Source organism: Sneathiella sp., from assembly GCF_029233945.1.
In the GTDB taxonomy this organism is placed as follows: Bacteria; Pseudomonadota; Alphaproteobacteria; order Sneathiellales; family Sneathiellaceae; genus Sneathiella.
Genome location: NZ_JARGOQ010000041.1, coordinates 1 through 23,211 on the forward strand (window position 1 = coordinate 1; position 23,211 = coordinate 23,211).

A 23,211-nucleotide genomic window follows, 5' to 3' on the forward strand; every position below is an offset into this window, starting at 1 on the left:
CGCCTCCGAGGCGGCGAGACTTTCAAGCGCCGCCGCGACATCCGCGACATGGATCATATCGACGGCGCGGTCCGGGGTCTGGATGGCGGGCAGGCGGTTCGCAGATATTTCCCGGAAAATATAGGAGATCAGCTTGCTCTCGTCCTCATCCGGGCCATAGGGGAAGAAAATCCGTGCCCAGACGAGGGAAATATCCGTCGCGATAACCTCGGCAAGCCCCTTGAAGGCGAGCTTGGAGGCGGAATAATAGGTCGTCGCGTTGAGCGGCGAGGTGTCCTCATCGAGCGGGCTGCTTTCCCATTTATATTCGGCGCAGCTTCCGGCCAGCACCGCCTTCTCGCCGCCATGGCGAACGAAGGCGTCGAGGAGAAGCGCACTCGATGAAACCCAGCGAAAATTGTCCGTTGAATGCCAGAACTTGCCGGGCGTTGCCTCCCAGGCGAGGTGGATCAGGTGACTGGGTTTTCGCGCTTTGACGAAACCGTCCACCGCCGCCGGATCATGCAGGTCGAGCGCGACATGCTCATGATGCTGCGAGATCGCCAGGGTCGCGTTGCGCGAGATCGACAGAACCTGCCAGCCTTCCTCCAGCAGCCGGCGAACCACATGCCGGCCGATAAAGCCGGTCGCGCCGGTGACGAGGCAGCGTTTCATCCGATAACCTCCTCCAAAACAGGAAGCTCTGCGTCGCGCGCGGAAATCACCCTGGGCTCGCCGGGCCAGTCGATGCCAACGGCAGGATCGTTCCAGCGAAAGCCCCTGTCATGGCCGGGCGTATAGGCGGGGCTCATCTGGTAGAAAACCTCGCTGTCGTCCTCCAGCGTGAGGAAACCGTGGGCGCATCCCGCCGGGATAAAGAGGGCACGGCCATTTTCGCGGCTAAGCTCGACGCCAATCCATTTCCTGAAAGACGGGGAGTCCGGGCGGATATCCACGGCGATATCGAATATTTTTCCGGCGCTGCATCGCACGAGTTTCGTTTCCTCATAGGGTGCAGCATGAAAATGCATTCCTCGTAATGTATAGGCGGATTTATTGGCGGAGATATTGCTTTGAACGGGCAGGAAATCGATGCCGTGATCGGAGAATTCCCGGGCGCAGAAACTCCGGGCGAAGTGGCCGCGCTCATCCTCGATCACCTCGGGCTCGATGAGGAAAACCCCTGCAATTTCCGTTTCCGTGAAAATCATGACAGGACCTCAAGCTCCGGGATGGGAATGACGAACCGCCCGCCCCAATCCCGGATGGCCGCCATGTCGGTGGAGATTTCCTCCGCCAGGTTCCACGGCAGGATCAGGACATAATCGGGCTTTTCGTCCCAGATACTTTCAGGGGCGAAAACGGGAATATGGCTTCCCGGCAGCAAGGTCCCCTGCTTTTCCGGATTGCGATCCACGACAAATTCGATGAGTTCCGGCCCGACGCCGCAATAATTGAGCAGCGTATTTCCCTTGGCAGCCGCGCCGTAGGCCGCAACCTTTTTCCCGTCGGCTTTCGCAGTTTGCAGGAAGGCGAGAAGATCATCGCGCACCTTCTCGACCCGCGGGGTGAAGTTCCGATAGGCGGCAAGCGTATCAAGGCCCGCCGCGCTCTCTTTTTCGCGAAGGGACTGCAGCCGCGCCGTGTCGGCATAATCGCTTGCGTTCCTATGGCAGGCGTAGACGCGCAGTGAGCCGCCATGGGTCGGCAGTTCCTCGACATCGAAGACTTTCAGCCCATGGGCGCCCAGAATTTTCTCGACGGTCAGGAGCGAGAGATAGGAGTAATGCTCGTGATAGATGGTGTCGAACTGCACCTTCTCGATGAGGTTGAGAAGATGCGGGAATTCGATGGTAAACACGCCGTCCCTGGCGAGCAAAACCGGAATGCCGCCGATAAAGTCATTGATGTCCGGCACATGGGCCATGACGTTGTTCGCGGCCATCAGGTCCGCCTGAAGCCCGCTCTTTGCGAGGCGCGCGGCCGTCTCCCTCCCGAAGAACGCGACCTCCGTCTTCACGCCCACTTTTTCGGCACTCTTCGCGACATTGGCGGCGGGCTCGATGCCGAGGACCGGGATGCCCTTTGCCACGAAATGCTTCAGCAGGTAGCCGTCATTGCTGGCGATCTCGATGACGAGGGAATTCCGGTCGAGGCCGAGCTGCGGCACCAGTTTCTCCGCATAACGCCTCGCATGTTCCACCCAGCTGCTGGAAAAGGAGGAAAAATAGGCGTAGTCGGAGAAAATATCCTCCGCCGGGACAACATCCTCCACCTGCACCAGAAAGCAGTTCACGCAGACCCGGGCATGGAGCGGGTATGATTTTTCCGCTGCGATATCCCGCTCTTCGCGCAGATAGCTGTTGGCGAGCGGCGTGGCGCCCAGATCGACGAAAGTCCGGGTCAGTTCCTGATGACAGAAACGGCAGGAGAGAAGGGTCGTCATAAGGGGGCCTCGTATTCGTCAATCTGCGAGAGGGTAAAGGCATATATATCGGCCGTCTCGCCGAAGGCTTTGTACCAGTCGACCGTTTTTGCCAGCGTTTCCGTGGGCGTCCATCTCGACCGCCAACCGAGCGTCTCTTTCGCCAGTGACGCATCGAGCGCGAGATGCGACTTTTCCGGCGGCTGCGCGTCGTTTACCAGCGCCCAGTCGCCATTGATCCCGAAGGCTTTCTGAACCGCGCGGGCGATCTCGCCGACCGTCACCACTTCGCCGCCTTGCGGCCCGAAGTTGAGTGCTTTGGGAAGCGAACCGCCATCGTCACCCGCCAGCGCCTGCAAATAAATGAGATAGCCGGAAACGGATTCCAGCACATGCTGCCACGGGCGGGTGGCGCCGGGATAACGAAGGGTTACACTTTCGCCAGCTCGCGCCGCACGCCAGATATCGGGGATCAGCCGGTCTTCGGAAAAATCGCCGCCGCCGATGACATTCCCGGCGCGTCCTGTCGCGACGGGAATGCCTTTCTCGTTAAAGAAGCTCTTCGCGTAGGACGCCACTGCGATCTCACAGGCTGCCTTGGAGGAGGAGTAAGGGTCGTCGCCGCCGAGCGGGTCGCTTTCCGTGAAAGCGCGGCCATCGTCGCTGTTCTGGTAGACCTTGTCGCTGGTGATGATCAGCGCCGCCTTGAGCTCCTCCAGATCCCGCAGGGCCTCCAGCAGGTTGACCGTGCCCATGACGTTTGTCTCATAGGTATAGACCGGCTCGCGATAGGACCGCCGCACCAGCGCCTGCGCCGCCATATGCAGCATGATGTCGGGGTTACTGTCCCTTACCGCTACCGCTAGCTTGTCCGCATCGCGGATATCGATGAAATGGGACGTGAGGGGCAGGTGATCCTGGATGCTGTTGTAAAGGGAATGATCCCCCTCAGCGGGGAGAGAAATACCGGTGACCTCCGCGCCCATTTTGGCGAGCCACGCCGCCGCCCACGCGCCCTTGAAGCCCGTATGGCCGGTTAGGAGGACCCGGCGTCCCTTCCAGAATTCCGGATGCACTTTGGCGGACGTCATGTCATCTTCTCCGCCGTCAATCCCAGACCCGCCAGGGGGCCTTGCCGTTGTTCCAGAGATTTTCCAGATGATTTTTCTCGCGCAGAGTATCCATCGGCTGCCAGAACCCCGTGTGGCGATAGGCGGATAACTGTCCGTCGGCGGCGAGACCGGTGAGCGGATCGTTTTCCCAGGGCATGTCGTCGCCGGAAATGCGCGACAGGACCGACGGTTCCAGCACGAAAAACCCGCCGTTGATCAGCCCGTTGTCACCGGCCGGTTTCTCGACAAACTCCTTGACCGCGCCGTTTTCGATGACGGTCGCGCCGAACCGGCCCGGCGGCGCCACCGCCGTTAATGTGGCTTCACGTCCTTCGGCTTTATGAAAGGCAATCAGCTTGGCGATATCCACATCGGCCACGCCGTCGCCATAGGTCATGCAGAAGGTTTCATCCGGATCGAGATAGCCCGCGACGCGCTTCAAACGGCCGCCCGTCATGGTCGCCTCGCCGGTTTCCACCAGCGTGACGCGCCAGGGTTCCGCCTTCGCCTTGTGATAGGTGATGTCGTTGCTTTCAAGATCGAAGGTGACATCGGAACGATGCAGGAAATAGTTGGCGAAATATTCCTTGATGACATAGCTGCGGTAGCCGAGGCAGATGATGAAATCATGAATGCCGTAATGGGAATAAATCTTCATGATATGCCACAGGATTGGGTATTCGCCGATTTCGATCATGGGCTTTGGCTTGAGATGGGATTCCTCTGAAATGCGGGTGCCGAGCCCACCGGCTAAGATGACTGCTTTCACGATATCCCCTTGCTTTTTGCGCCTGGCCGCCATTGTAGGCAAGCGGCGCGCAGTTGATAAGTCTTATTTCAATATCAGGCGTGAGTGTCAAGGCTGAGACGTAGACAGATTTCGGATGAATTTATGGAAACTTGCCCTATGCTTTGGGAACGCAAAAATAAAAAGAAGGTCTGATGGATCCCGAAAAGATTGGTCTTGAGGCGCTTGACGCGCAAATCCACCGTGAATTACGGTTTCTGAACTATCCGCCGGACAACTGGGTCAAGCCGGTTGCGGGCGGAGGTGGTGAGCCGGTTCTGGATGTTGCCATTATCGGAGGTGGCATGTGCGGTATGGCCGCCGCCTTTGGTTTTATGCGGGAGGGGATCCGGAATTTCAGGGTTTTCGATGCCGGGGAGGACGGGTTTGAAGGTCCTTGGTGTACGACGGCCCGAATGAAGACCCTGCGCTCCCCCAAGCATCTGACAGGTCCGAATTTGGGATTGCCGTCTCTCACCTTTCAGGCATGGTATCGCGCAAAGTGGGGCGATGCGGACTGGAACGCGCTGGGGTATATTCCGACAGAAACCTGGATGGATTATTTGCGCTGGTATCGGCACATCCTGGAGATCCCCACGGAGAATAACGTCAGGCTTTTGCGGATAAAGCCAGAAGGTGAATTGCTGAGAGTCTATCTCTGCGGGCCCGAAGGTGATTTTGATCTTTTGGTGCGCAGTCTTGTTCTGGCGACGGGCCGTGCGGCCTTTGGCGGGACAAGATTGCCGGAAGTTTTCAGGAACGTTCCTGCCAATTACTATGCCCATACGGAAGATGTGATTGATTTCAACCGGCTGTCGGGAAAGCGCCTGCTGGTTATTGGCGGCGCGGCGTCGGCGGTCGATAGTGCCGCAGCGGCACTGGAGAATGGCGCGGCGGACGTGCATCTTCTGATGCGGGCCCCGGAGATACCGCGCCTCAACAAATTCAAAAGCACGGTTTATGCTGGCTATTTCAGGGGATTTTCTTCGCTCGATGATGAAACGCGCTGGCGTTTCCTGCATCATGGGCTCGGTAGCCGGGTTGCCGCGCCGCGCCTTTCCATGCTGCGTCTGAAGGAGTTTGATAATTTCCATATTCACACGGGCGTTGACGTAAAGGATGCATATGTGAAGGAAGGCCAGGTTCATCTTGCGGCAGGGCAGGAGAGCTTTGCGGGCGATTTCCTTGTCCTTGGGACCGGATATGCAATTGATATTAGACAGCAACCGGAACTTGCCGATTTTGCCGATAAGGTCCGGCTCTGGCGGGATTGCTTTACGCCGCCGGAGGATGTTGCAAATGAGGAACTGGGGCGGTTTCCCTATCTCGGGCCCGCATTTGAGTTTCTGGAAAAGGAGGGCGGCACCGCGCCTTATCTCAATCGCATCCATCTTTTTAATGCGGCAACGACATTAAGCCATGCGGCGGTCAGCAGTGATATTCCGGGTGTGAATATCGGAGCGGAACGGCTGGTCAACGCGCTCGCGGTGCAGTTCTTCAAGGAAGCCGCAGGTCAGCATCTTCAGAATTTTTATGACTATAGCGATCCAGAACTGCTTGGCGATGAATGGCGGGAGGAGGAGTAACTCTAAAAGGGGAGGAAGACCGGCGGAATAAAGCGGATGGCGCCTGCACCTCTCTTGCCGTTTTCTGACACATCCCCGATCGCCGCACCGCCATGAGAAAAGCGGATCTGCGCGGAGTGGAAATAGATATTCTCAAGGCTGGAGGAGGAATTGATATGAAAATGCGCAGAATCGCTCCAACCGATGAAACGGAGCGGATCAATCGCCCGCGAATTGTCTTTCGATGTATAGATTTCCGGTTTACCGAAAGTACGCAGGACTAGTTTTCCCGGCCCTTCCGCGACGGAGAAAAACATCCGCCCAAAAGCCATCGCTGTCAGGCAGAGCGAAATATGCGTCTCAAGACGGATGGTTTCGCTGAACGCGGCAAGATTGCCTTGCGAGAAGTAAACACGCTCCCCCGGTTTCAGGTTCCATTCAAGGAATTGCCGCCCCTGCGATGTCTGGATGGAAATCGTATCGCTCAGGTCCTCATGCGGATCGACCTTGACCATCTTGTAGGTGCCGGAGAACAGCCGCCGGAGGATCGCCTTGTGCGGCTGCGGCCAGGCAATCCCTTGCGAAGAGCCTGAGGGGCTCAGGGCGGGCTTGATATAGTATTTTCCGAAATCGTCGGGCCGAAAGATATACTCCGGATCGAACCCGCTTTGGATGCTGGGGGAGGGTCCGGCCGCTGCTTCTAGTCCTGGACCAAGGCTCTCGATGGGAAGTGCCTTTCCCGCCTCGCTCTTGAAGGCAACGCGCGACAAGATATAGGCGAAGCTCTTCACCGCCGCGACAATCAGGATCATGGTCGCCAGCAGGTTTAGGCTCCGCACAGTCCAGAAGACATCGGCGATGACATTGCGGACGCTGCGCTTGGTCGCATCAAGGGTGGTGCTGAGATAAAGCTCGATCTCGCGGAGGCGTTTGTCCGCCTCCTCCCCGGTGAGCGTTGCGAGGCCGGAAGTCAGGTCGTTGAGCCGCGCCCGCTGCCGGTCGCGAATGAAATCATAGGCATCGATAATAGCGATTTTGACCTTGCGCGTGACATGGCACTCAATCTGATGCAGCTTGCATGTCGGCAGATTGAGGCTGGGAACACTCTGCGTGAGAGAGGTGCCGTCAGGATAGATGGCCGTGAATTCCCTGTCCACAAAGGCAGGAACCTGCTTGGGCGTGCGTTTTGCAATCTGCTGGTATTTGGCAAGCATCTGTTCAAGCTGAATTTCCTGGTTCCTGAACGCGATATCGACGGCGTTATAGATGTCCCGTTCAAGGTTGGGGTCTTCACCCCGGGTCACGAGGGTTTCCGTCGTCGGCGTTGCGCATTCGAACATGCCCGTCCCCTCGTCGGTGCATTCAACACTATAGACCGCATCCTGCGCGCGCGTGTCGATCTCAAGCGAGAGCCAGAGACCGGCCGCGATACAAAGAGCAATCGGAATCCATCTCAGCGCGGTGAATAGCGCGTAAGAGCTATATTTCCTCCTGTTGAACCCGGCAAAGATCGGAATATTCTGCAAAATGGCAAGGGCGAGAAGGCGCAGGCTGATGGCGGTTACGATAAAGAGCACAAGGGCATAAGACGCGAGAAGAAGCGAAAACAGCCCTTGAGAGAAGGAAACACCGGCCGCCGCCTTGGCCATCGGGTTGAAGGCAATCACGATCACGAACAAGCAGCTTATCGCGAATTCCGGACTGCGGATGCGACTGCCGACGGCAAACAGGGCAAGAGAGAGAAAAGACGCCGCGCTGATCAGTAATGTCCAGAAGCGGATATGTTGATTGGGTTCCTTGGACAGGCTTCGGGTAACTTCGGTGTTCAGATTGTTCAGGTCGGAAATATAGCTGGCGAACTGTATTTTACTTTGGTCAGTTGCCTTGGCGATTTCCTTTTCGATCCGCTTTACGCGGTTCTTGGCATCTGTCTGGTTTTTCTTGGCAAATTCCAGCAGTTCTTCCGCCTTTTCGACGGATTTTTTCAGTAACCCTCCCAATTGTTTAAACTTGTCGACAGTTTTTCGGGCTTCAGTCAAAAACTTGTCTGCATCAGAGGATTTTGCGCGCGCGTCTTCAAGATTTCTCCTCAACTGGGCTATTTTGCGCATCATCCGATTGTAGGCACTTAAGTCTTTCTGGATGATGATCAGAAGACGACGAACATCGGCATATTGTGCGTCGGTTTCCGGTGTCCCGAGATCGTAGTCAGGCAGAACTTCTTTCACTGTGGCCTTGATCGTCTCGGCCGTCTGTCGGGATTTGGGCTCGAAATAGTCAGGCGTGAGCTGGTCGCCGGGGTAGACGCTGAGTTCCGATACAGGGTTTGCGAATAAAAGGATGAGAGGCAGGAGTGCTACCGCAAAGAGAAATTTTCTTTGCAGGGTCGCAATCAACAGGCCAACGCAAAAGAGGGCAAGATAGAACCAGCTAAAGGGCGCACCCAGATAATCAGGGGCAATACTGCTGCCGCCAAAGCACCCAACGGATGGAAGCGCAAACAAAGACGAGAGATCAGAGAAATTCAGGCACCAGTGGGTCGGTGGCAGCGTCGTTGATACGGCAGCAGGGACAGTCCCCGTCAGCACAATCAGCCAGAACAGCCGATGAAATACTCCGTTGTTACGCCAAACCATAAAATCTTCGCCTATCCCATTCGGCAGCGGTCAAAACGCAGCCGACAATCGAATATCTGATTGGCTGGCAAGCATACATAGCCAATCAATAATATGACCTTAACATAGCTGGCGATTAAATCAGCCGAAAATCCTTGAAAGGAAGCCGTTACTCGCCCGATCTATTTGATCCCGGCGCGGATAAAACTCTGCACGAACTGCCGCTGGAACAGCAGGAATGCGATGAGCAGCGGGCCGGAGGTGAGCAGGGTCGCTGCATTGATCACAGACCATTCCAGGCCCCCATCTGCGGCGGCGAAGACCTGCAATCCGACAGTGACCGGGCGAGTTTCGACCGAGTTGGTAATAATCAGCGGCCAGAGAAAATTATTCCAGTGATGGCTGACCGAGACAAGGCCGTAGGCGAGATAGGTCGGCTTGGCGAGCGGGATATAGACTCGCCATAGCACGCCGAGAATGGAGCAACCCTCAAGCCGCGCCGCATCCTCCAGCTCCTTCGGAATGGTCATAAAGGTCTGGCGCAGCAGGAAAATCCCGAAACCGGAGGCAAGATAGGGCAGGGCGATGGCCGTGATGGTGTCGACCAGCCCGAGATAGCGCATGGTCTTGTAGTTTTCCACGATCAGGATGTCCGGCATCACCAGAAGCTGTAGCAAAACGAGGGTGAAGAGGACCGTTTTTCCGGGAAAATCGAAGCGGGCGAAGGCGTAGGCCGCCAGGGTGCAGAGGATGAACTGTCCGGCGAGAATGCCCGTCACCAGAAGCACAGTGTTGAGAAAGTAGCGGGCGAAGGGTGCAGCCTCCCATGCCTTGGTGAAATTTTCTAGCGTTAGCGGGGCGGTGAGATCAAAGCGTACCTCGTAAAGTGCCGGATGGAACGCCGTCCAGATCGCGTAGGCAAGCGGCAGGAACCACAGCAGTGCCAGCACCCAGGCACCGGTGGTATTGAGCGTTTTATCCCAGTTAAACCGGAAGGATCTTGTGCGGGGAAGGGTTTGCTCGCTCATCGGTAATGAACCTTCCGGTCAAGAAAGAAGAACTGCCCGATGGCCAGTACGCAAAGGAGTGCGAGCAGGACAACTGTGAGTGTCGCGGCATATCCGGTCTGCCAGTATTTGAACGCCTGCTCATAGATATAGAACAGGAGCAGCGTACTGGCGTTGTCCGGCCCGCCGCCCGTCATGACGAAGATATGATCCACCAGCCGGAAGGCATTGATCACGGCATTGACGGACACGAACAATGTTGTCGGCATCAGCAGCGGGAAAATGATCCGCCGGAAGAAGGTCCATCGGCTTGCCCCCTCGATATCCGCCGCTTCCTTCAGGGAGGGCGGAATGGTCTGCAACGCCGCGAGATAGAAAATCATGAAGAAGCCGGCCTCTTTCCAGATGGCAACCGCCATCACCGCCCAGAGGACCGTGTCCGACTGGCCGAGCAGGTTTTGGTCGGGCAGGCCGAAAAGGCCGTTGCGGATCTGGTCGATCAGGCCAAAGCCCGGGGTATAGAAAAACAGCCAGATATTGGCAACCGCAATCAGCGGCAGCACTGTCGGGGTGAAATAGGCCATGCGCAGAAAACCGAGTCCGCGCAGCTTGCCATTCACCCATAGCGCCATGACAAGGGCAATCGCAACGGATATCGGTATGGTCGCCAGTGCATAGAGCAGGTTGTTCCAGATGACCTGCCAGAAGACTTCATCATTGAGGAGGGCCTGATAATTTTCAAGGCCGATGAATTTGGCCGGTCGCTTGCCCCGCGGCGTCGAGAAAAAGCTGCTGATCAGGGTGACAATTGCCGGGTAATGGGTAAAGGCGAACAACATGATGAGCGCCGGGCTCAGGAGAAGCCAGGCGTATATCCAGTTCATCTGTGCGGTTGTTCGCTTGAATTTCATTTATATTGCTACCTGAAAAATGAGTCCCGCCGGTCTAACGGAGAAAACCGGCGGGACAGCTTCGCTTATCTATACTCTTTAAGGATTGCGTCGGCTTTCGCCTGAGCTTCCTTTAGGGCAGTCGAAGCATCTTTCTCGCCGGTGATTGCCGCAGAGAGCGCGTCATTGAGGATTTTCGTGACCCGCTGGTTCTGATAGGTGGACAACTCCGGCACGGCATATTCCAGCTGATCCCGGGCAACAAGCGCTGGCGGGAAGTCGGCCGTATAAGCCTTCATTTTTTCCGTCTCCCATGTTTCCGCGCGCGGTGCCACATAGCCGGTTGCAATCGTCCATTCAGCCGATTGCTTTGGTGCGGTGATCCATTTCACGAAATCAAGGGCGGCGCGTTTCTGCTCGTCGCTGGAATCCTTGAAAATGAAGAAGTTGCCGCCGCCCGTCGGTGCCCCGCGGGAGAGTTTCGCTGGTAGCATCGCCACACCGAAGTCAAATGGCGCGTTGGTGCGAACATTGGTCAGGTTGCCGGTTGATGTCCACATCATTGCTGTCTGACCTTCGAAAAAGGCCTTCGGTGTTGCCCCCCATTCGATAATGCCGGGGGCCATGATACCGTGCACCTTGTTCAGGTCCACAAGATACTCAAGGGATTCAACGACGGCCGGATCGTCAAAATAGGTTACATTGCCGTCTGCGTTGGCGAGAACCTTGCCGTTCGCCGCCGCGAGGCCCTGGAACAGCCAGTAGGGAAAGCCGGAAGACGGAATGCGAACGCCCCATCTGGTGACATTGCCATTGGCATCCTTCTTGACCAGCTTCTTGCCATACTCAACCATTTCTTCCCAGGTTGCCGGGCCTTTTTCGGGATCAAGACCGGCTTCCTTGAAAGCTTCCTTATTGTAATAGAGAACCGGTGTGGAGCGCTGGAACGGGATGCCATATGTCTTGCCGCCTGTCTGGCTGTTTTTCATAAAGGCGGGGTAGAAGGAATTAAGCCAGGCTTTGTCTTCATCCGTTGTGGCGGCATCGTCAAACGGGACGATGACATCCTCATCGATCAGCGTGAACATATCGACGGCGAGGATCACAGAGAGTTGTGGTGGCTTGCCGCCACGTGCCGCAGTGAGGGCTTTTGTCACCGTATCCTGATAGGACCCGGCGAAAATTGCGTCGATATTCACATCCTTGTGCTGGGCGGAATACTCATCGGTCAGCGCCTGGATTGTTTCTGCGGCTTTACCCCCGACAGCAACCGGAAAATAGAATTGCAGATCGACAGCATATGCCGATGCCAGCGTTCCGGCCGAGAGGGCGACTGCCCCTGCCGTAACGCAAAGAGATCTGAATAGTGTCTTCATCATTTTGTCCTTTCGGTTTTGGTTTCTTTGATAAAATTACGACAACTTTTTCTACACTTGCTTTGCGTCCGCCGTTTCGGCGGCCCATTCCTTCTCTTGGGCGAGATCAATCCGCCTGCCCGATGTGGGATCGAACAGATGTACCTTCTCGATTGGCCATGTCAGTGAAATCTCATTACCGGAGGGCGGGATGTCGCCGGAAACACGAACAAGGCAGGGCGCGTCCCCGATCCGGCAGTCAATGAGCGTATCGGCGCCAAGATATTCGATATTGCGGATGGTCGCCTTCACGCCGCCGTCTTCCACGCGGATAGCTTCGGGCCGGATGCCGATAAGGATATCGTCGCTCACCGGAGGAAGCGGAGCATTGGCCGCCGCAGGGAGCAAGGCTGAGGCTGGCATGATATTCATCGGCGGCGTCCCCATGAATTTGGCGGTGAAGATGCTGGCCGGTCGCTCATAGATTTCCTGTGCGGTTGCCGCCTGCTCGATTTTCCCCTGATTGATCAACACGACCTTGTCCGCCATCGAGATCGCTTCGATCTGGTCATGGGTCACATAGACCATGGTGAAGCCGAGCTTCGTTTGCAGTTCCCGCAGCTCCACCCGCATGTCATGGCGCAGCTTGGCGTCTAGATTGGAAAGGGGCTCATCCATCAGGCAAATAGGGCGCTCCGAGATGATTGCGCGGCCGAGGGCAACGCGCTGCTGCTGGCCGCCGGAGAGCTGGCTCGGTCGGCGGTCGAGATAATCGGAAAGCCCCAGAAGGTCCGCCGTCATTTGCAGGCGCTGTTCACATTCCGCCTGCCCGACGCGCCGGACTTTAAGACCGAAGATGATATTCTCCGCGACGGAGAGATGTGGGAAGAGGGCGTAAGATTGAAACACCATGGAAAGGTCGCGGGAGGAGGCGGGCTGGTCGGTCACGTCCTTGCCGCCAATCAGAATACGACCCCCGTCAACCTCATCCAGACCTGCAATCAGCCGCAATGTGGTGGACTTGCCGCAGCCCGACGGCCCGAGCAACACGGTAAAGCTGCCCGCGTCAATTTCCAGATCGATCCCATCGACAGCGCGCACACCGCCCCAGCCTTTTTGCAAATTCTGGAGACTGATGGCTTCGCCGGAGCGGCTAAACAGGCGTGAATCCTTATTCGTCATGCTCCGCCCCCTCGGTATCGCAGACAACAACCTCGGTCGTGGATTTTCGCACTATGTTGGTAGCCCAGCCGGGCAGCGCCTCGTCTGTGAAAATGACATCTACATCCGTCAGCGTGCCGCCGCGCACATGAGCCGTTCGACCGAATTTCGTGCCATCGACTGTTAGATAAGTTTGGCGGCAGTTGCGGGATATCGCATCTCTGGCAGAAACTTCTTCTTCGTTGAAATCAAGCAGGACGCCGTCATCATCCACGCCGCCGACACCAAAAATGCCAATATCGAATTTGTAATTATCAAAGAACTGTTCTGTCTGGGCCCCGAGAATATCCCGGTCGCCATACCGGATGCGCCCGCCGACGATTGTCACATCAAAGGACGGGTTGCTGGAGGCAATCATCGCGACATTGAGATTATTCGTGAAAATGCGGAGCTCATTATGGTTCACGAGCGCTTGCATCGTGACTTCCGGAGTGGTGCCGATACTGAACGCAATCGATGTGCCGTCCTGAACGCGCGCCGCGACCGCTTTTGCGATTCGCCATTTCTGCTGACTATTGAGGATCTGGCGTTCGCTGTAATCCAGATTCTGGCGTTTGGGGAGCAATTCGACACCGCCATGAACGCGGCGCACCAAACCAAGATCGCATAGACGATTAACATCACGGCGGATAGTCTGTGAGGTCACGTCGAACTGATCAGCGAGGCCTTCGACGGATTGATGCCCCATCTCCTGGACGAGGGTGATGATATGCGTTTGACGTTGGGAGAGGTCCATTATTCTTCCGTTGCACTTTGTTACGCTCAGAAGTTAGAATTTTCATATGAACCTTTTTTTATGTTCATATGAACATAATATGACAACGCCTATCTATGGTCAAGGTTTTGCTAATATACATTAAGGCGGCGGCTTGGCGATGTGACACGGCGCGTATATTCAAAAAAGGGAAAAAAGCGGTTGATTTTTGCGAATGATTATCATTATTAATTGATATATCTATATCCAAACTTGAAAGACGGACTGATGCACACGCCTGAAGTTATCCCCGATAGTCTGAGCGATCTGAAGTACCCTGAGCAATTGACGTTGTGGAGCGTGCGATACTGGTCCGATGGCCTGCGCCAGAGTTTTTCGCCCTATACTACCCTGCAGGAAGCTTACTGGCGGGCCAAATGTCCGCGGGTTCTTATCTCGCTGGACAGCTTCCTGTCGATTATGGTCGCCGGTTATAGCCGCCCGGTGGATATCCGATGCTTGTGTTGCAGCGGTATTTCCAAAGATGAGTGGCGCATTTTACAATCTCTTGTGGCGGCCCAGCTGGGGGAAGAGGCGGAGATTGCGCCGCTTATTTCTCATTTCCTGGAACCCGCCACGGTACGAATAGCCAAACCATCTATTCTGGAATGGGCTCAGGGCCTGAAAGACAGCGGGCTTATTCTGCCGACGCGTCCGGAAGTGGCAAGGAAGTCCAAACCGAATTTTGCGCGAACAGGCAAGGTTGTCAGTTTGCGTGACTATAGCAACTCTCATAAATCAACATTGCATTGAAGACTTTTTACGACGCCTCTATAGTTCGGCTTTTATGAGGGGATGGGCCGGACTTGCCGTTTTTCAGATCAGCGATAATCACTGAAAAATTGATGCGGTATGATTAGCACGGGCGCATTAAATCCACTGCGCTCCGCCTTGATGATGCTCGGTGCCTGTTCCCTTATCGCGGCGACAACAATAATTGCGAAATCTTTGGGGACAGATCTCCTCGGGGAGCCGCTGCATCCATTGCAGGTAAGCGCGGGCCGTTTTCTTTTCGCGCTTATGGGGCTCTTCTGCGCGTCCCTCATCCTCCGCCCGAAAATTCAAACACCCGCGTTCAAGTTGCATATCGGCCGGACCTTCTTCGGCTGGGCCGGCGTCAGCCTTATGTTTACGGCGGTCGTTCGAATTCCGGTTTCTGACGCCACTGCCATCAGCTTCCTCAATCCGATCTTCGGAATGCTCCTCGCCATTCCGCTGCTGGGGGAACGTGTCGGACTCTTCAGGTGGAGCGCGGTCGCCATCGCCTTTGTCGGGGCAGTGATTCTACTGCGCCCGGGCAGCTCCACCTTTGATCCCGCGGCCTTTATTGCGCTGCTTGCTGCCTTTTGCATGGGAATAGAGGTTATCCTGATCAAGAAGCTGACAGGCCGGGAATCACCCTTGCAAATTTTGATCATCAATAACTGTATCGGCGCGATCATCGCCTGTTCCGCCGCGAGCTTTTTTTGGTCAGCTCCGACGATGGCGCAATGGGGCGCATTGGCGGCTATTGGTCTGGTGATGCTCTCTGCGCAATCGCTCTTTATTCAATCGATGCGGAGTGGGGATGCCAGCTTTGCACTGCCCTTTTCCTATTCCACGCTGATCTTTGCGACGTTTTATGATTTCTGGATATTTGACGCTATTCCGGGATGGGTGAGTATTCTTGGTGCGGCGGTTATCCTCTCCGGCGCCTTGCTGCTGGGCTGGCGAGAAATTGTGTTGAGCCGACGGCAATCCAATGCGGCGAAGCCTCCGGAAACGATTGACTGATCCTCAAGAGGCAAGGGCCTGATCAAACAATTTCCCGAACCCGGTTACCCGGCTGTCATTCTTCATCAACTGAAGGCAATGCCAGAGGAGCGCCTGATTACTGGTAACCACAGGCTTGCCGAGTGTCTTCTCCACCTCTTCAATCACAAGGGAGGAACGGATCGCCGTGCAGGAAATGAAAAGGGCGTCCGCGTCCGGATCGCAAATCTGTAACGCGGCCTCACCAATTGCGGCGGGCGGCAGGCCCGTCATCTCGATATCGTCATCAAGACCAAAGCCGTCGATATTCAGGATATCAAAATCTTCCTTTTTGAAATTTTCCGCGACGGCCGCATTCACCGCATCGTCGTAGGGCGTCAATATCGATATCTTTTTTGCATCGAATGTTCGCAGGGCTTCACTCGCGGCGAGGATAGGATTTGTGCAGGGAATGCCGGGCTGCGCAATCTGGATGAGCCGCTCCAGTTCCTCCCCTCCGATTGCTGCCGTCCCGGAGGTGCAGCCATAGATCACCACATCAACGCCGAGGCCGGGTAGCAACCCGCTTGCCGCGCGGGTAATATCTCCCGCCATCGCGCGCAAATTCTCGATGGTGAGCGGATTGGCGTTGAGAACCCGGTTGGTGAAAAGATCGACCCCCTTGGGGAGCATACGGCGGAGGTCCGTTTCGCTGTTGTAATCCGTTGCCAGTGCCACCAGACCGATCCGGCCGCCCGGGGCGATGTCTTCCAAGTTATAAGATATGTTCATGTTATTCATCCTATCACAGGCAGTTCAGGCGCGGCGCGGCGGCTCAAGAGACGCGCGCCATCCTCGGTTATTACAATATTCTCTTCATGCACCATCTCTTTGCCGGGCGCAAATGCCATGCCCGGCTCCAGCGTGAGCACAACGCCGGGTTCCAGCGGTGTCATGTCATCTGCCGTGTTGGATGGCCATTCGGTGAGCTCCATTCCGAGCCCATGCCCGAGACGTCCGACACTGTTGCCGAGGGCGCCGCCAGCTTCCATCACGGACCACATTGCCGCCCAGACATCGCTGGTGGTCGCGCCGGGGCGGGCGACGGCGAAACCTGCATCCGTTGCGGCATAGACGGTTTCATAGGCGCGGCGAACATCGTCATCGGCATATCCGAAGGCGAAGTTCCGATCGAAATCGCAAAAATATCCATCGAAGGTTGTCCCGGTATCGATGATAAGGATATCACCTGCCTCGATAATACGGTCAGTCGGCCCCATGATGATGCTGTCATAGCCACCCGGACCGGAGCCGGAAATGAGATAGGGGGTTGTATCCGCGCCGCGTTCCAGCAAGTCAATACGCATCCGGTGACAGTTTTGCCGCTCACTCTCTCCGGCCTTCAGTGTCTTTGGGAGATCTTCAAAAACGTCAGAGGTAAGATCACAGATATAATGGATCTTCTCGACTTCCGCCGCTGACTTTACATAGCGCAATTGATGAAGGAGGAGGGACGCATCGGCAATCTCAAAGGAGGTAAGGCCGTCGCACAGCTTCTGATAGTCGCCTGCCGGCATCCGCAAGATACTCTCATGGCCGAGCGGCACGCCGATCCGGCCAAAACGCCTTGGCAGTTGCAAGATCATATCACGGAGGAGGGAAATGCCGTCGTCCACCGGGCGCGGCGCGGGCCAGGTGTGAATATCCTCAACCCAGGTTCCGGCCATCCCCGCAGCCCCGATTTCCGGGATCACTGCAATCGGTTTGCCATTCAGGGGTAGCAAAACGAACCAGGGGCGCGTCGGGCTTTCCCAGAACTGGGTGAAGAAACCGGTAAAGTAACGCACATCCGGTTCAGTCGTCAGCAGAATGACGTCGAGCTTCTCCGCGCGCATGCGGGCCTGCACCTTCTGCATCCGGCTTTCAAATTCGCTGCGGTCAAATCCACGTTTCGGGAGGGGGCGCATGGATCGGATAGTCTCCTCTTTTTAGTCAGGCGCGTCACGCGAGATATTCGCAATCGGCGGTGCCTCATGGATTGTGACGGCGGGGGCTTCGCGCTGCAATCGTTCAATGTCGACAAGGCAGGTAAGGGCACTGGGACCGGAGGCTATGTCCGATGTCGGCGCGTCCCGTGTCAGCAAATTGGGGTTGCCATGCTTGCAGCATTCAGGCTCATTTTCCAGATCCGGATCATACCAGGCCCCCGTCGCCATCATGATGACGCCGCGAAGCAGGCCAGCATCAAACTGCGCGGCACTGAGGCAGGCCCCGCGATCATTGAAGAGTCTGACAAGGTCACCCTCCGCTATGCCGCGCGCGCGGGCGTCATCGGGATGGATCCGGCAAGGCTCCCGTCCCTTGATCTTTCCGGCGCGGCTATGGGCGCTTTGGTCAAGCTGGCTATGCAGGCGCCTGCTTGGCTGATGGGTGATGAGATGCAGGGGGTATTTGTCCGCTAATGACGCACCCAGCCATTCATCGGGTGCCTGCCAGTTTGGGTGGCCGGGATTATCCGCGAGGCCAAATGCGGCAATTATCTCGCTGAAAATCTCGATCCTGCCGGACGGGGTTGGCAAGGGGTTTTCCACTGGGTCGGTACGAAAGCTTTTCAGCATGACCGTTGGCTCGGCAGGCGGGCGGAGTTTATAGATTCCTGAAACGAGAAAGCTTTCATAGTCCGGGAGGTCGTGGCCAAACTCTTTCCCGCGTTCCCGGCTTTCCTCATAGAGATGACGGAGCCATTCTGCCTCGCTCCGACCGCTGGTAAAGGCCTGTTCGAAGTTGGTGCCGGATTTCCCTTTTGCCGTCATGCGACGGGCAAGGGCGGCAAAAATATCGTGATCATTTTGCGCCATGGCGAAGGGCTCGGCCACCTGTTGCATGGCGACAAGATGATCATCCCGTGTCGAGGCGGCAAGGTCACTGCGCTCCAGCGGGACCGTCGTGGGCAGGACAATATCCGCATGACGTGCCGTTGGTGTCCAGAAAGGATCGTGAACAATCACCGTTTCGATATTTTGCCAGGCCTTTATTAACCGGTTAATATCTTGATGATGGTGAAATGGATTGCCGCCGACCCAGTAAACCAGGCGCACATCGGGGTAGGCGTACTCCCCCCCGTTATAACGGAACTTCTCCCCGGGATTGAGCAGCATATCAGCGATCCGGGAGACCGGAATAAAGCTGCTTTTCGGGTTCCGCCCAGCCGGAAGCGCCGCCCAGGGCAAATATCCGCGATCACTTCCAATGCCGTTCACCGCGCCCAAACCAAGGCCGAAGCCAGTGCCGGGTTTGCCGATCCCGCCCAGCATGGCGGCCAGCACGACCAGCATCCAGATAGCCTGTTCGCCATTCTGTTGCCGGGTGAGAGACCAACTGCCATTCAGGAAAGTCGGCCCTGCCGCCATTTCGCGCGCGAGGGAGATGATACGGGCCGCCGGAATGCCCGTGACTGCCGCCGCCCAGTTGGCATCTTTGGGCGTGCCATCGGTCTCGCCTGTAAGATATGGATGGAATTGTTCAAACCCGGTGCAATGGCTTTTCAGAAACACCCGGTCATGAAGATTTTCCACGAAAAGCGTGTGGGCAAGGGCGAGCATCAGGGCGGTGTCGGTGTTCGGGTGAATGGGTATCCATTCTGAGTCAAGCTCCCCGCTCACATCTGAATTGCTGGGGCTGATATTGATGAACTCAGCTCCGGCTTTCCGGGCAGCCGACATATCCTCCGCCTGACTATGGCGGCCAACACCGCCAGAGTTCATTTGCGAATTACGGGCAGCCATTCCACCGAAGGCAATAACTTTTGAACCAGTCTCCGCAATGGATCGCCATGAGGTATGCTCCCGCAATAGCTCAGCCATTGGACCGACAATATGCGGCAGAATAACTTCGGCGGCGGCGTAGCTGTATGAATCGCGGGATGTCGTGCAGCCACCAAAGAGGTTCATAAAGCGCCGTAGCTGGCTTTGTGCATGATGGAACCGCCCGGCGCTCGCCCAACCATAGGAACCGGCATAAATAGCGTTATTGCCGAACGCATCCCGCACGCGGTTAAGTTCTTGCGCCGCCAGGTCCAGGGCGATGTCCCAACTGACGGGCACAAATTCCTCTCGCCCGCGCGCCTTCCGGTCACTATCCGGCCCATCCTCCAGAAAACCGCGGCGGATCATTGGCTGACGAATGCGGCAAGGACCTGTCCGGGTATCGATCATTGCGGTCCCGATAGGAGAGGGATTTGGATCTTCATCGAGCGGCTTTACGGCGACAGGTTCGCCCCCCTTGCTTTCAACCCGATATGTCCCCCAGTGAGAGGATGTCAACGGCAGCGGCAAAGTTTCAGCCCCCTTCCAGACCTTCAGTTACGAATACAAGACAGCAGTCGTCTTGATCATGGGGCATATTTCGAAGAGCCGCAACTGCCGCCGCCCCGCTCGGTGTGGTCATAATACCGTATCGCGAGAGCAGATTGACTGCATCCGTCGCAGCCTCGTCGGAGATTGTCACAAATTCATCCGCATCTATTCTCAGGGACGAGGCGGCAATCAACGACGCCTCCTTGCAGTCCAGCCGTCCCATGTTGGAGACATCTCCTTCTACGCGTGTCATTTGGTTGTTCTGAATGCTGACCTTCAGGCAGGGCGCGAATTCCGGCTCGACGATAGTGATTTTCGGCTGAACCGCCCAATAGTCCCGAATATGTGCGGCAACGGCGGCGGCAAGCCCGCCGACGCCCGCCTGTATCAGCACATGGGTCGGCCAAGTGCCCTTGCGCTCAAATGCCGCGCGGCATTCCTCCACGAGCACCGTATAGCCTTCCATGACCAGTGCGGGTCGGTCGATATACCCCTCCCAGGAGCCATCCGCCAACAGCAGCCAGCCATTTTCCTCCGCCGCCATTTTCGCTGCGACGACGCTGTCTTCATATACGCCGTCTATCCGGACGACGTCCGCGCCTATCGCCCGGATGCGATCCCCAAATCCTTTGGGAACGAGGGAGGAGAGATAGACAACCGCGTTCGCGCCAAAGATGTGCGCCCCGGCGGCAACGGAAAGGCCATGATTTCCGGCACTTGCGGTAATGAAGGTCATGCGTTTTGCGGTCGCTTTGGCGGTTTCGCTGGTCAGGTCCACAGTTCCGGCAGCATCGCAAATCATCTGAGCCACAGCGAATGCGCCGCCCAGCGCCTTAAAGCTTCCCAGCCGCATTCGCCGGGATTCGTCTTTTATAAATAATCGGGATACATCCAGTTCCCCGGCAAGATCGCCATGATCAAGCAAGGGAGTCGAGGCGTAGGCCGGACACTGCGCAAGCAGGGACAAAGGTCGGTCCGCCGATGTCCGGAAGAGCCGGTGATCAGCGAGGGTATTCGGGGATTTTTTTGTACTCATAATCTATGAATGATAGAAAATATACCCCTCCCTGACATGTCAGAAAACCCTATTTGATGACTAAATTTATCAAGATTTCACGGCTTTTGACCGGTATCCGGCATGCACATTTTCATATTCTCTCGCCTGCAATCCGGCGCGCGAAATCTCATACGGAGCCGCCGCTGCGGCGCTGGTATTTCTTTTCAAGACGCATCGCGATATAGGCGGATGGAATGGAGACAATCAGGAAGAAAGCGCCAACCAGCGTCATCGGCTCCAGATATTTATAGTGGCTGTTGCTGTAGATATTGGCGGCGTTAAAGAGCTCGACCACGGTAATCGCCGACAGAAGCGGTGTTTCCTTGAACATGGTGATCAGATAGTTGGCAAGCGGCGGGATCATTGGCGGGATAGCCTGCGGCAGAATAACATAGCGCATGGTCTGGTAGGGTTTGTAATTCAGGGATTTCGCCGCTTCCCACTGGCCAGTTGGAACATTTTCGATGCCTGCGCGGAACACCTCGGATGTGTAGGTGCTGAAATGCAGCCCGAGCCCGAGAATGCCGGCGGCAAGCGGGGAGAGAAACAGCCCGAGATCCGGCAAGACATAGAACAGGAAATAGAGCTGTACGAGCAGCGGCGTGCGGCGGATAAATTCCGAAACCCAGTAGGTTGTGAGCGAGACAATGCGTGATTTTGACATCCTCAGTATGGCGAGGACGAGGCCAAGCGCGTAGGCGAGAATGGCGCCGATAAAGGTTGCCTCGATTGTGATTACGAGGCCTTGCAACATTTGCGGTAATACGTCGAAGGCGACCTGCCAGCTCCAATTCATGGCTTATATCCCCTTCCTGACGGTTATATTGCGGCCCTTGTTTATTTTCTTCGCAATAAAATCGACGATGCCGACCAGGCAGGACGCGATGAGAAAATAGATGACCATGATGATAAGGAAGGGTTCCAGCGTGAGAGCGGTCTGCACTCGGATGATCTGCGCCATAAAGGTCAGGTCCGAAATCGTGATAAGAGAGGCGACGGCCGTCAGTTTCAGCAGTTCAATCAGTAAATTGCCGAAGGTCGGGATCATTACCGGGATTGCCTGCGGCAGAAGCACGTACCGGAATTTCTGGTAAGTCGTGTAATTGAGGGCAATGGCTGCTTCATGCTGGGCGCGGGGAACGGACTGCACCGCGCCGCGCACCACTTCGGAGCCGTAACTGCCAAGGTTGAACCCGCAGGCAATGATTCCGGCAAGAAGAGGTGCCAGATGAACGCCGAGAAGCGGCAGGACATAAAACATGAAAAACATCTGCACGATGGCAGAGGTCCCCCGAAAGAACTCAAGGTATACGATCGCGGCGATGCGAATGGCCGCGAATCTGGAGAAGCGTGACAATCCGACGACGAAGGAGAGGATCAGGGCCACAATGGCGCTGGCGACCGTCAACTCGATGGTCGTGATCGTGCCTTCAATGAGGATCGGGCTGTATTCGAGGACTTGATCCATTTCGCTACCTTCCAAATACTGCCCCCGGTCTGGGGGCAGTATTCATGTGCTACAATCGACAGGAGAAAATCGCGATCAGTTCCCTGGGCAGAAGTCATCGCGTTTGACTTCGAGAGTAGCCTCGGCGGAGAAACCATAAGGCTCGATGATCTTGGCAAACTCGCCGCTTTCTTTCAGTTCAGCGAGCGCTGCGTCATAGGCATCGCGGAATTCCTTATCATCCGGATTAAAGGCGGCTCCCGCACAACCCATCGGTACGCCTTTCACAGGCATAACCAGTTCCAGGTTCGGATCATTGGTTTTCTTCAGGAGATCTGCCGTGCCCAGACCGGAGAGGGCGAAAACATCAACGCGGCCCTGCTGCAGCATCTTGATGCCGCTCGGCGGATCTGTGAAGACCTTGATCTGTTCCTTCTTGACGCCCCGTTCCAAGGCATAGGCTTCTTCTGCGCAACCGGCACATGTCGTCATGGTCAGCTCAGGGTTGGCAGCAATATCTTCATATGTCATGACCTTATGCGGGTTACCTGCCGCAACCGCGAAGGCTTCTGCGCCGCAGAGATCAGGTTCGGAGTAGATAATGGATTCGCAGCGTTTGGGTTTGATATAGAGACCCGAAGTCGCCATATCGACACGACGGGCAAGCAACGCCGGGATCATCGATCCATAGGCGACAACCTTGGCCTTGAGCTCCGGAACGCCCAGCTTGGCCATAACCGCCCGGGCCACGTCCGGCGCTGCGCCGGTCACATAACCATCGCCTTTGATGTCGCTGTAGGGCGGCTCATTCGCCACGGCCACCGTCGCATAGCCCTGCTCACGCAGGTCTTCGAGCGTTCCCGTATAGCCGACGGTCGCAAACGCCGTCAGCGCGACGGCGCCAATCGCGG

At 56.3% G+C, this 23,211-nt stretch carries 21 protein-coding genes; 3 read left to right on the forward strand and 18 right to left on the reverse strand.

What is annotated here, in order from left to right:
- The 5 genes from P1U71_RS13045 to rfbF all read right to left on the reverse strand — a co-directional run.
- Positions 1-654: NAD(P)-dependent oxidoreductase (locus P1U71_RS13045; RefSeq protein ID WP_301106049.1), on the reverse strand; the 654-nt coding region annotated here is incomplete at its 3' end.
- Positions 651-1,190: a dTDP-4-dehydrorhamnose 3,5-epimerase gene (gene rfbC, locus P1U71_RS13050; protein WP_301106050.1), complete on the reverse strand. Its 540-nt coding sequence runs from the start codon at positions 1,188-1,190 to the stop codon at positions 651-653. The genes P1U71_RS13045 and rfbC, both read right to left, overlap by 4 nt.
- On the reverse strand, positions 1,187-2,425 hold the full coding sequence (locus P1U71_RS13055) for a class I SAM-dependent methyltransferase (protein ID WP_301106051.1): 1,239 nt from the start codon (positions 2,423-2,425) through the stop codon (positions 1,187-1,189). Before P1U71_RS13055 ends, rfbC begins: the two co-directional genes overlap by 4 nt.
- On the reverse strand, positions 2,422-3,495 hold the full coding sequence (rfbG, locus tag P1U71_RS13060) for a CDP-glucose 4,6-dehydratase (protein WP_301106052.1): 1,074 nt from the start codon (positions 3,493-3,495) through the stop codon (positions 2,422-2,424). The genes P1U71_RS13055 and rfbG overlap by 4 nt, the downstream gene beginning before the upstream one ends.
- Before the next feature lie 16 nt (positions 3,496-3,511).
- On the reverse strand, positions 3,512-4,285 hold the full coding sequence (rfbF, locus tag P1U71_RS13065) for a glucose-1-phosphate cytidylyltransferase (protein WP_301106053.1): 774 nt from the start codon (positions 4,283-4,285) through the stop codon (positions 3,512-3,514).
- Positions 4,286-4,458: 173 nt separating this feature from the next.
- Here rfbF and P1U71_RS13070 point away from each other — a divergent pair, with 173 nt between their 5' ends.
- A complete protein-coding gene (locus P1U71_RS13070; protein WP_301106054.1) occupies positions 4,459-5,889 on the forward strand; it encodes an NAD(P)-binding domain-containing protein in 1,431 nt (476 codons plus the stop codon).
- Positions 5,890-5,891: 2 nt separating this feature from the next.
- On the opposite strand, the gene P1U71_RS13075 is transcribed toward P1U71_RS13070, so the two are convergent.
- The 6 genes from P1U71_RS13075 to P1U71_RS13100 form a co-directional block, all read right to left on the reverse strand.
- Positions 5,892-8,504 carry an AIM24 family protein gene (locus P1U71_RS13075; protein ID WP_301106055.1) on the reverse strand — a complete coding sequence of 871 codons (2,613 nt, stop codon included), beginning with the start codon at positions 8,502-8,504 and terminating at the stop codon, positions 5,892-5,894.
- A gap of 161 nt (positions 8,505-8,665) precedes the next feature.
- Positions 8,666-9,511, reverse strand: coding sequence for a carbohydrate ABC transporter permease (locus P1U71_RS13080; protein ID WP_301106056.1), 846 nt, complete (start codon positions 9,509-9,511; stop codon positions 8,666-8,668).
- Positions 9,508-10,374: a carbohydrate ABC transporter permease gene (locus P1U71_RS13085; protein ID WP_367281192.1), complete on the reverse strand. Its 867-nt coding sequence runs from the start codon at positions 10,372-10,374 to the stop codon at positions 9,508-9,510. Before P1U71_RS13085 ends, P1U71_RS13080 begins: the two co-directional genes overlap by 4 nt.
- Before the next feature lie 92 nt (positions 10,375-10,466).
- The gene (locus P1U71_RS13090; RefSeq protein WP_301106058.1) at positions 10,467-11,756 is read right to left on the reverse strand and encodes an ABC transporter substrate-binding protein; all 1,290 of its coding nucleotides are present in this window, start codon (positions 11,754-11,756) and stop codon (positions 10,467-10,469) included.
- Between the two features lie 51 nt (positions 11,757-11,807).
- The gene (locus P1U71_RS13095) at positions 11,808-12,917 is read right to left on the reverse strand and encodes an ABC transporter ATP-binding protein (protein WP_301106059.1); all 1,110 of its coding nucleotides are present in this window, start codon (positions 12,915-12,917) and stop codon (positions 11,808-11,810) included.
- On the reverse strand, positions 12,907-13,692 hold the full coding sequence (locus tag P1U71_RS13100) for a DeoR/GlpR family DNA-binding transcription regulator (RefSeq protein ID WP_301106060.1): 786 nt from the start codon (positions 13,690-13,692) through the stop codon (positions 12,907-12,909). Before P1U71_RS13100 ends, P1U71_RS13095 begins: the two co-directional genes overlap by 11 nt.
- 246 nt (positions 13,693-13,938) lie before the next feature.
- Here P1U71_RS13100 and P1U71_RS13105 point away from each other — a divergent pair, with 246 nt between their 5' ends.
- Both P1U71_RS13105 and P1U71_RS13110 read left to right on the forward strand, forming a co-directional pair.
- The gene (locus tag P1U71_RS13105) at positions 13,939-14,463 is read left to right on the forward strand and encodes a hypothetical protein (protein WP_301106061.1); all 525 of its coding nucleotides are present in this window, start codon (positions 13,939-13,941) and stop codon (positions 14,461-14,463) included.
- A gap of 99 nt (positions 14,464-14,562) precedes the next feature.
- Positions 14,563-15,483 (forward strand): DMT family transporter, encoded by a 921-nt coding sequence (locus P1U71_RS13110; RefSeq protein WP_301106062.1) that lies wholly within the window; start codon positions 14,563-14,565, stop codon positions 15,481-15,483.
- Between the two features lie 3 nt (positions 15,484-15,486).
- Here the strand turns inward: P1U71_RS13110 and P1U71_RS13115 are convergent, their stop codons facing one another.
- The 7 genes from P1U71_RS13115 to ehuB all read right to left on the reverse strand — a co-directional run bounded on the left by P1U71_RS13115 (position 15,487) and on the right by ehuB (position 23,206).
- The gene (locus tag P1U71_RS13115) at positions 15,487-16,233 is read right to left on the reverse strand and encodes an aspartate/glutamate racemase family protein (RefSeq protein ID WP_301106063.1); all 747 of its coding nucleotides are present in this window, start codon (positions 16,231-16,233) and stop codon (positions 15,487-15,489) included.
- A gap of 5 nt (positions 16,234-16,238) precedes the next feature.
- Positions 16,239-17,408, reverse strand: coding sequence for a Xaa-Pro peptidase family protein (locus tag P1U71_RS13120; RefSeq protein ID WP_301106064.1), 1,170 nt, complete (start codon positions 17,406-17,408; stop codon positions 16,239-16,241).
- 21 nt (positions 17,409-17,429) lie between these two features.
- Positions 17,430-19,775, reverse strand: a complete 2,346-nt coding sequence (locus P1U71_RS13125; RefSeq protein WP_301106065.1) for a molybdopterin-dependent oxidoreductase — start codon at positions 19,773-19,775, stop codon at positions 17,430-17,432.
- Between the two features lie 4 nt (positions 19,776-19,779).
- Positions 19,780-20,832 carry a diaminopropionate ammonia-lyase gene (locus P1U71_RS13130; RefSeq protein WP_301106066.1) on the reverse strand — a complete coding sequence of 351 codons (1,053 nt, stop codon included), beginning with the start codon at positions 20,830-20,832 and terminating at the stop codon, positions 19,780-19,782.
- A gap of 148 nt (positions 20,833-20,980) precedes the next feature.
- Positions 20,981-21,649: an ectoine/hydroxyectoine ABC transporter permease subunit EhuD gene (gene ehuD, locus P1U71_RS13135; RefSeq protein ID WP_301106067.1), complete on the reverse strand. Its 669-nt coding sequence runs from the start codon at positions 21,647-21,649 to the stop codon at positions 20,981-20,983.
- A gap of 3 nt (positions 21,650-21,652) precedes the next feature.
- Positions 21,653-22,321 (reverse strand): ectoine/hydroxyectoine ABC transporter permease subunit EhuC, encoded by a 669-nt coding sequence (ehuC, locus tag P1U71_RS13140; protein ID WP_301106068.1) that lies wholly within the window; start codon positions 22,319-22,321, stop codon positions 21,653-21,655.
- Between the two features lie 75 nt (positions 22,322-22,396).
- On the reverse strand, positions 22,397-23,206 hold the full coding sequence (gene ehuB / locus P1U71_RS13145; protein ID WP_367281193.1) for an ectoine/hydroxyectoine ABC transporter substrate-binding protein EhuB: 810 nt from the start codon (positions 23,204-23,206) through the stop codon (positions 22,397-22,399).
- Positions 23,207-23,211: the final 5 nt, after the last annotated feature.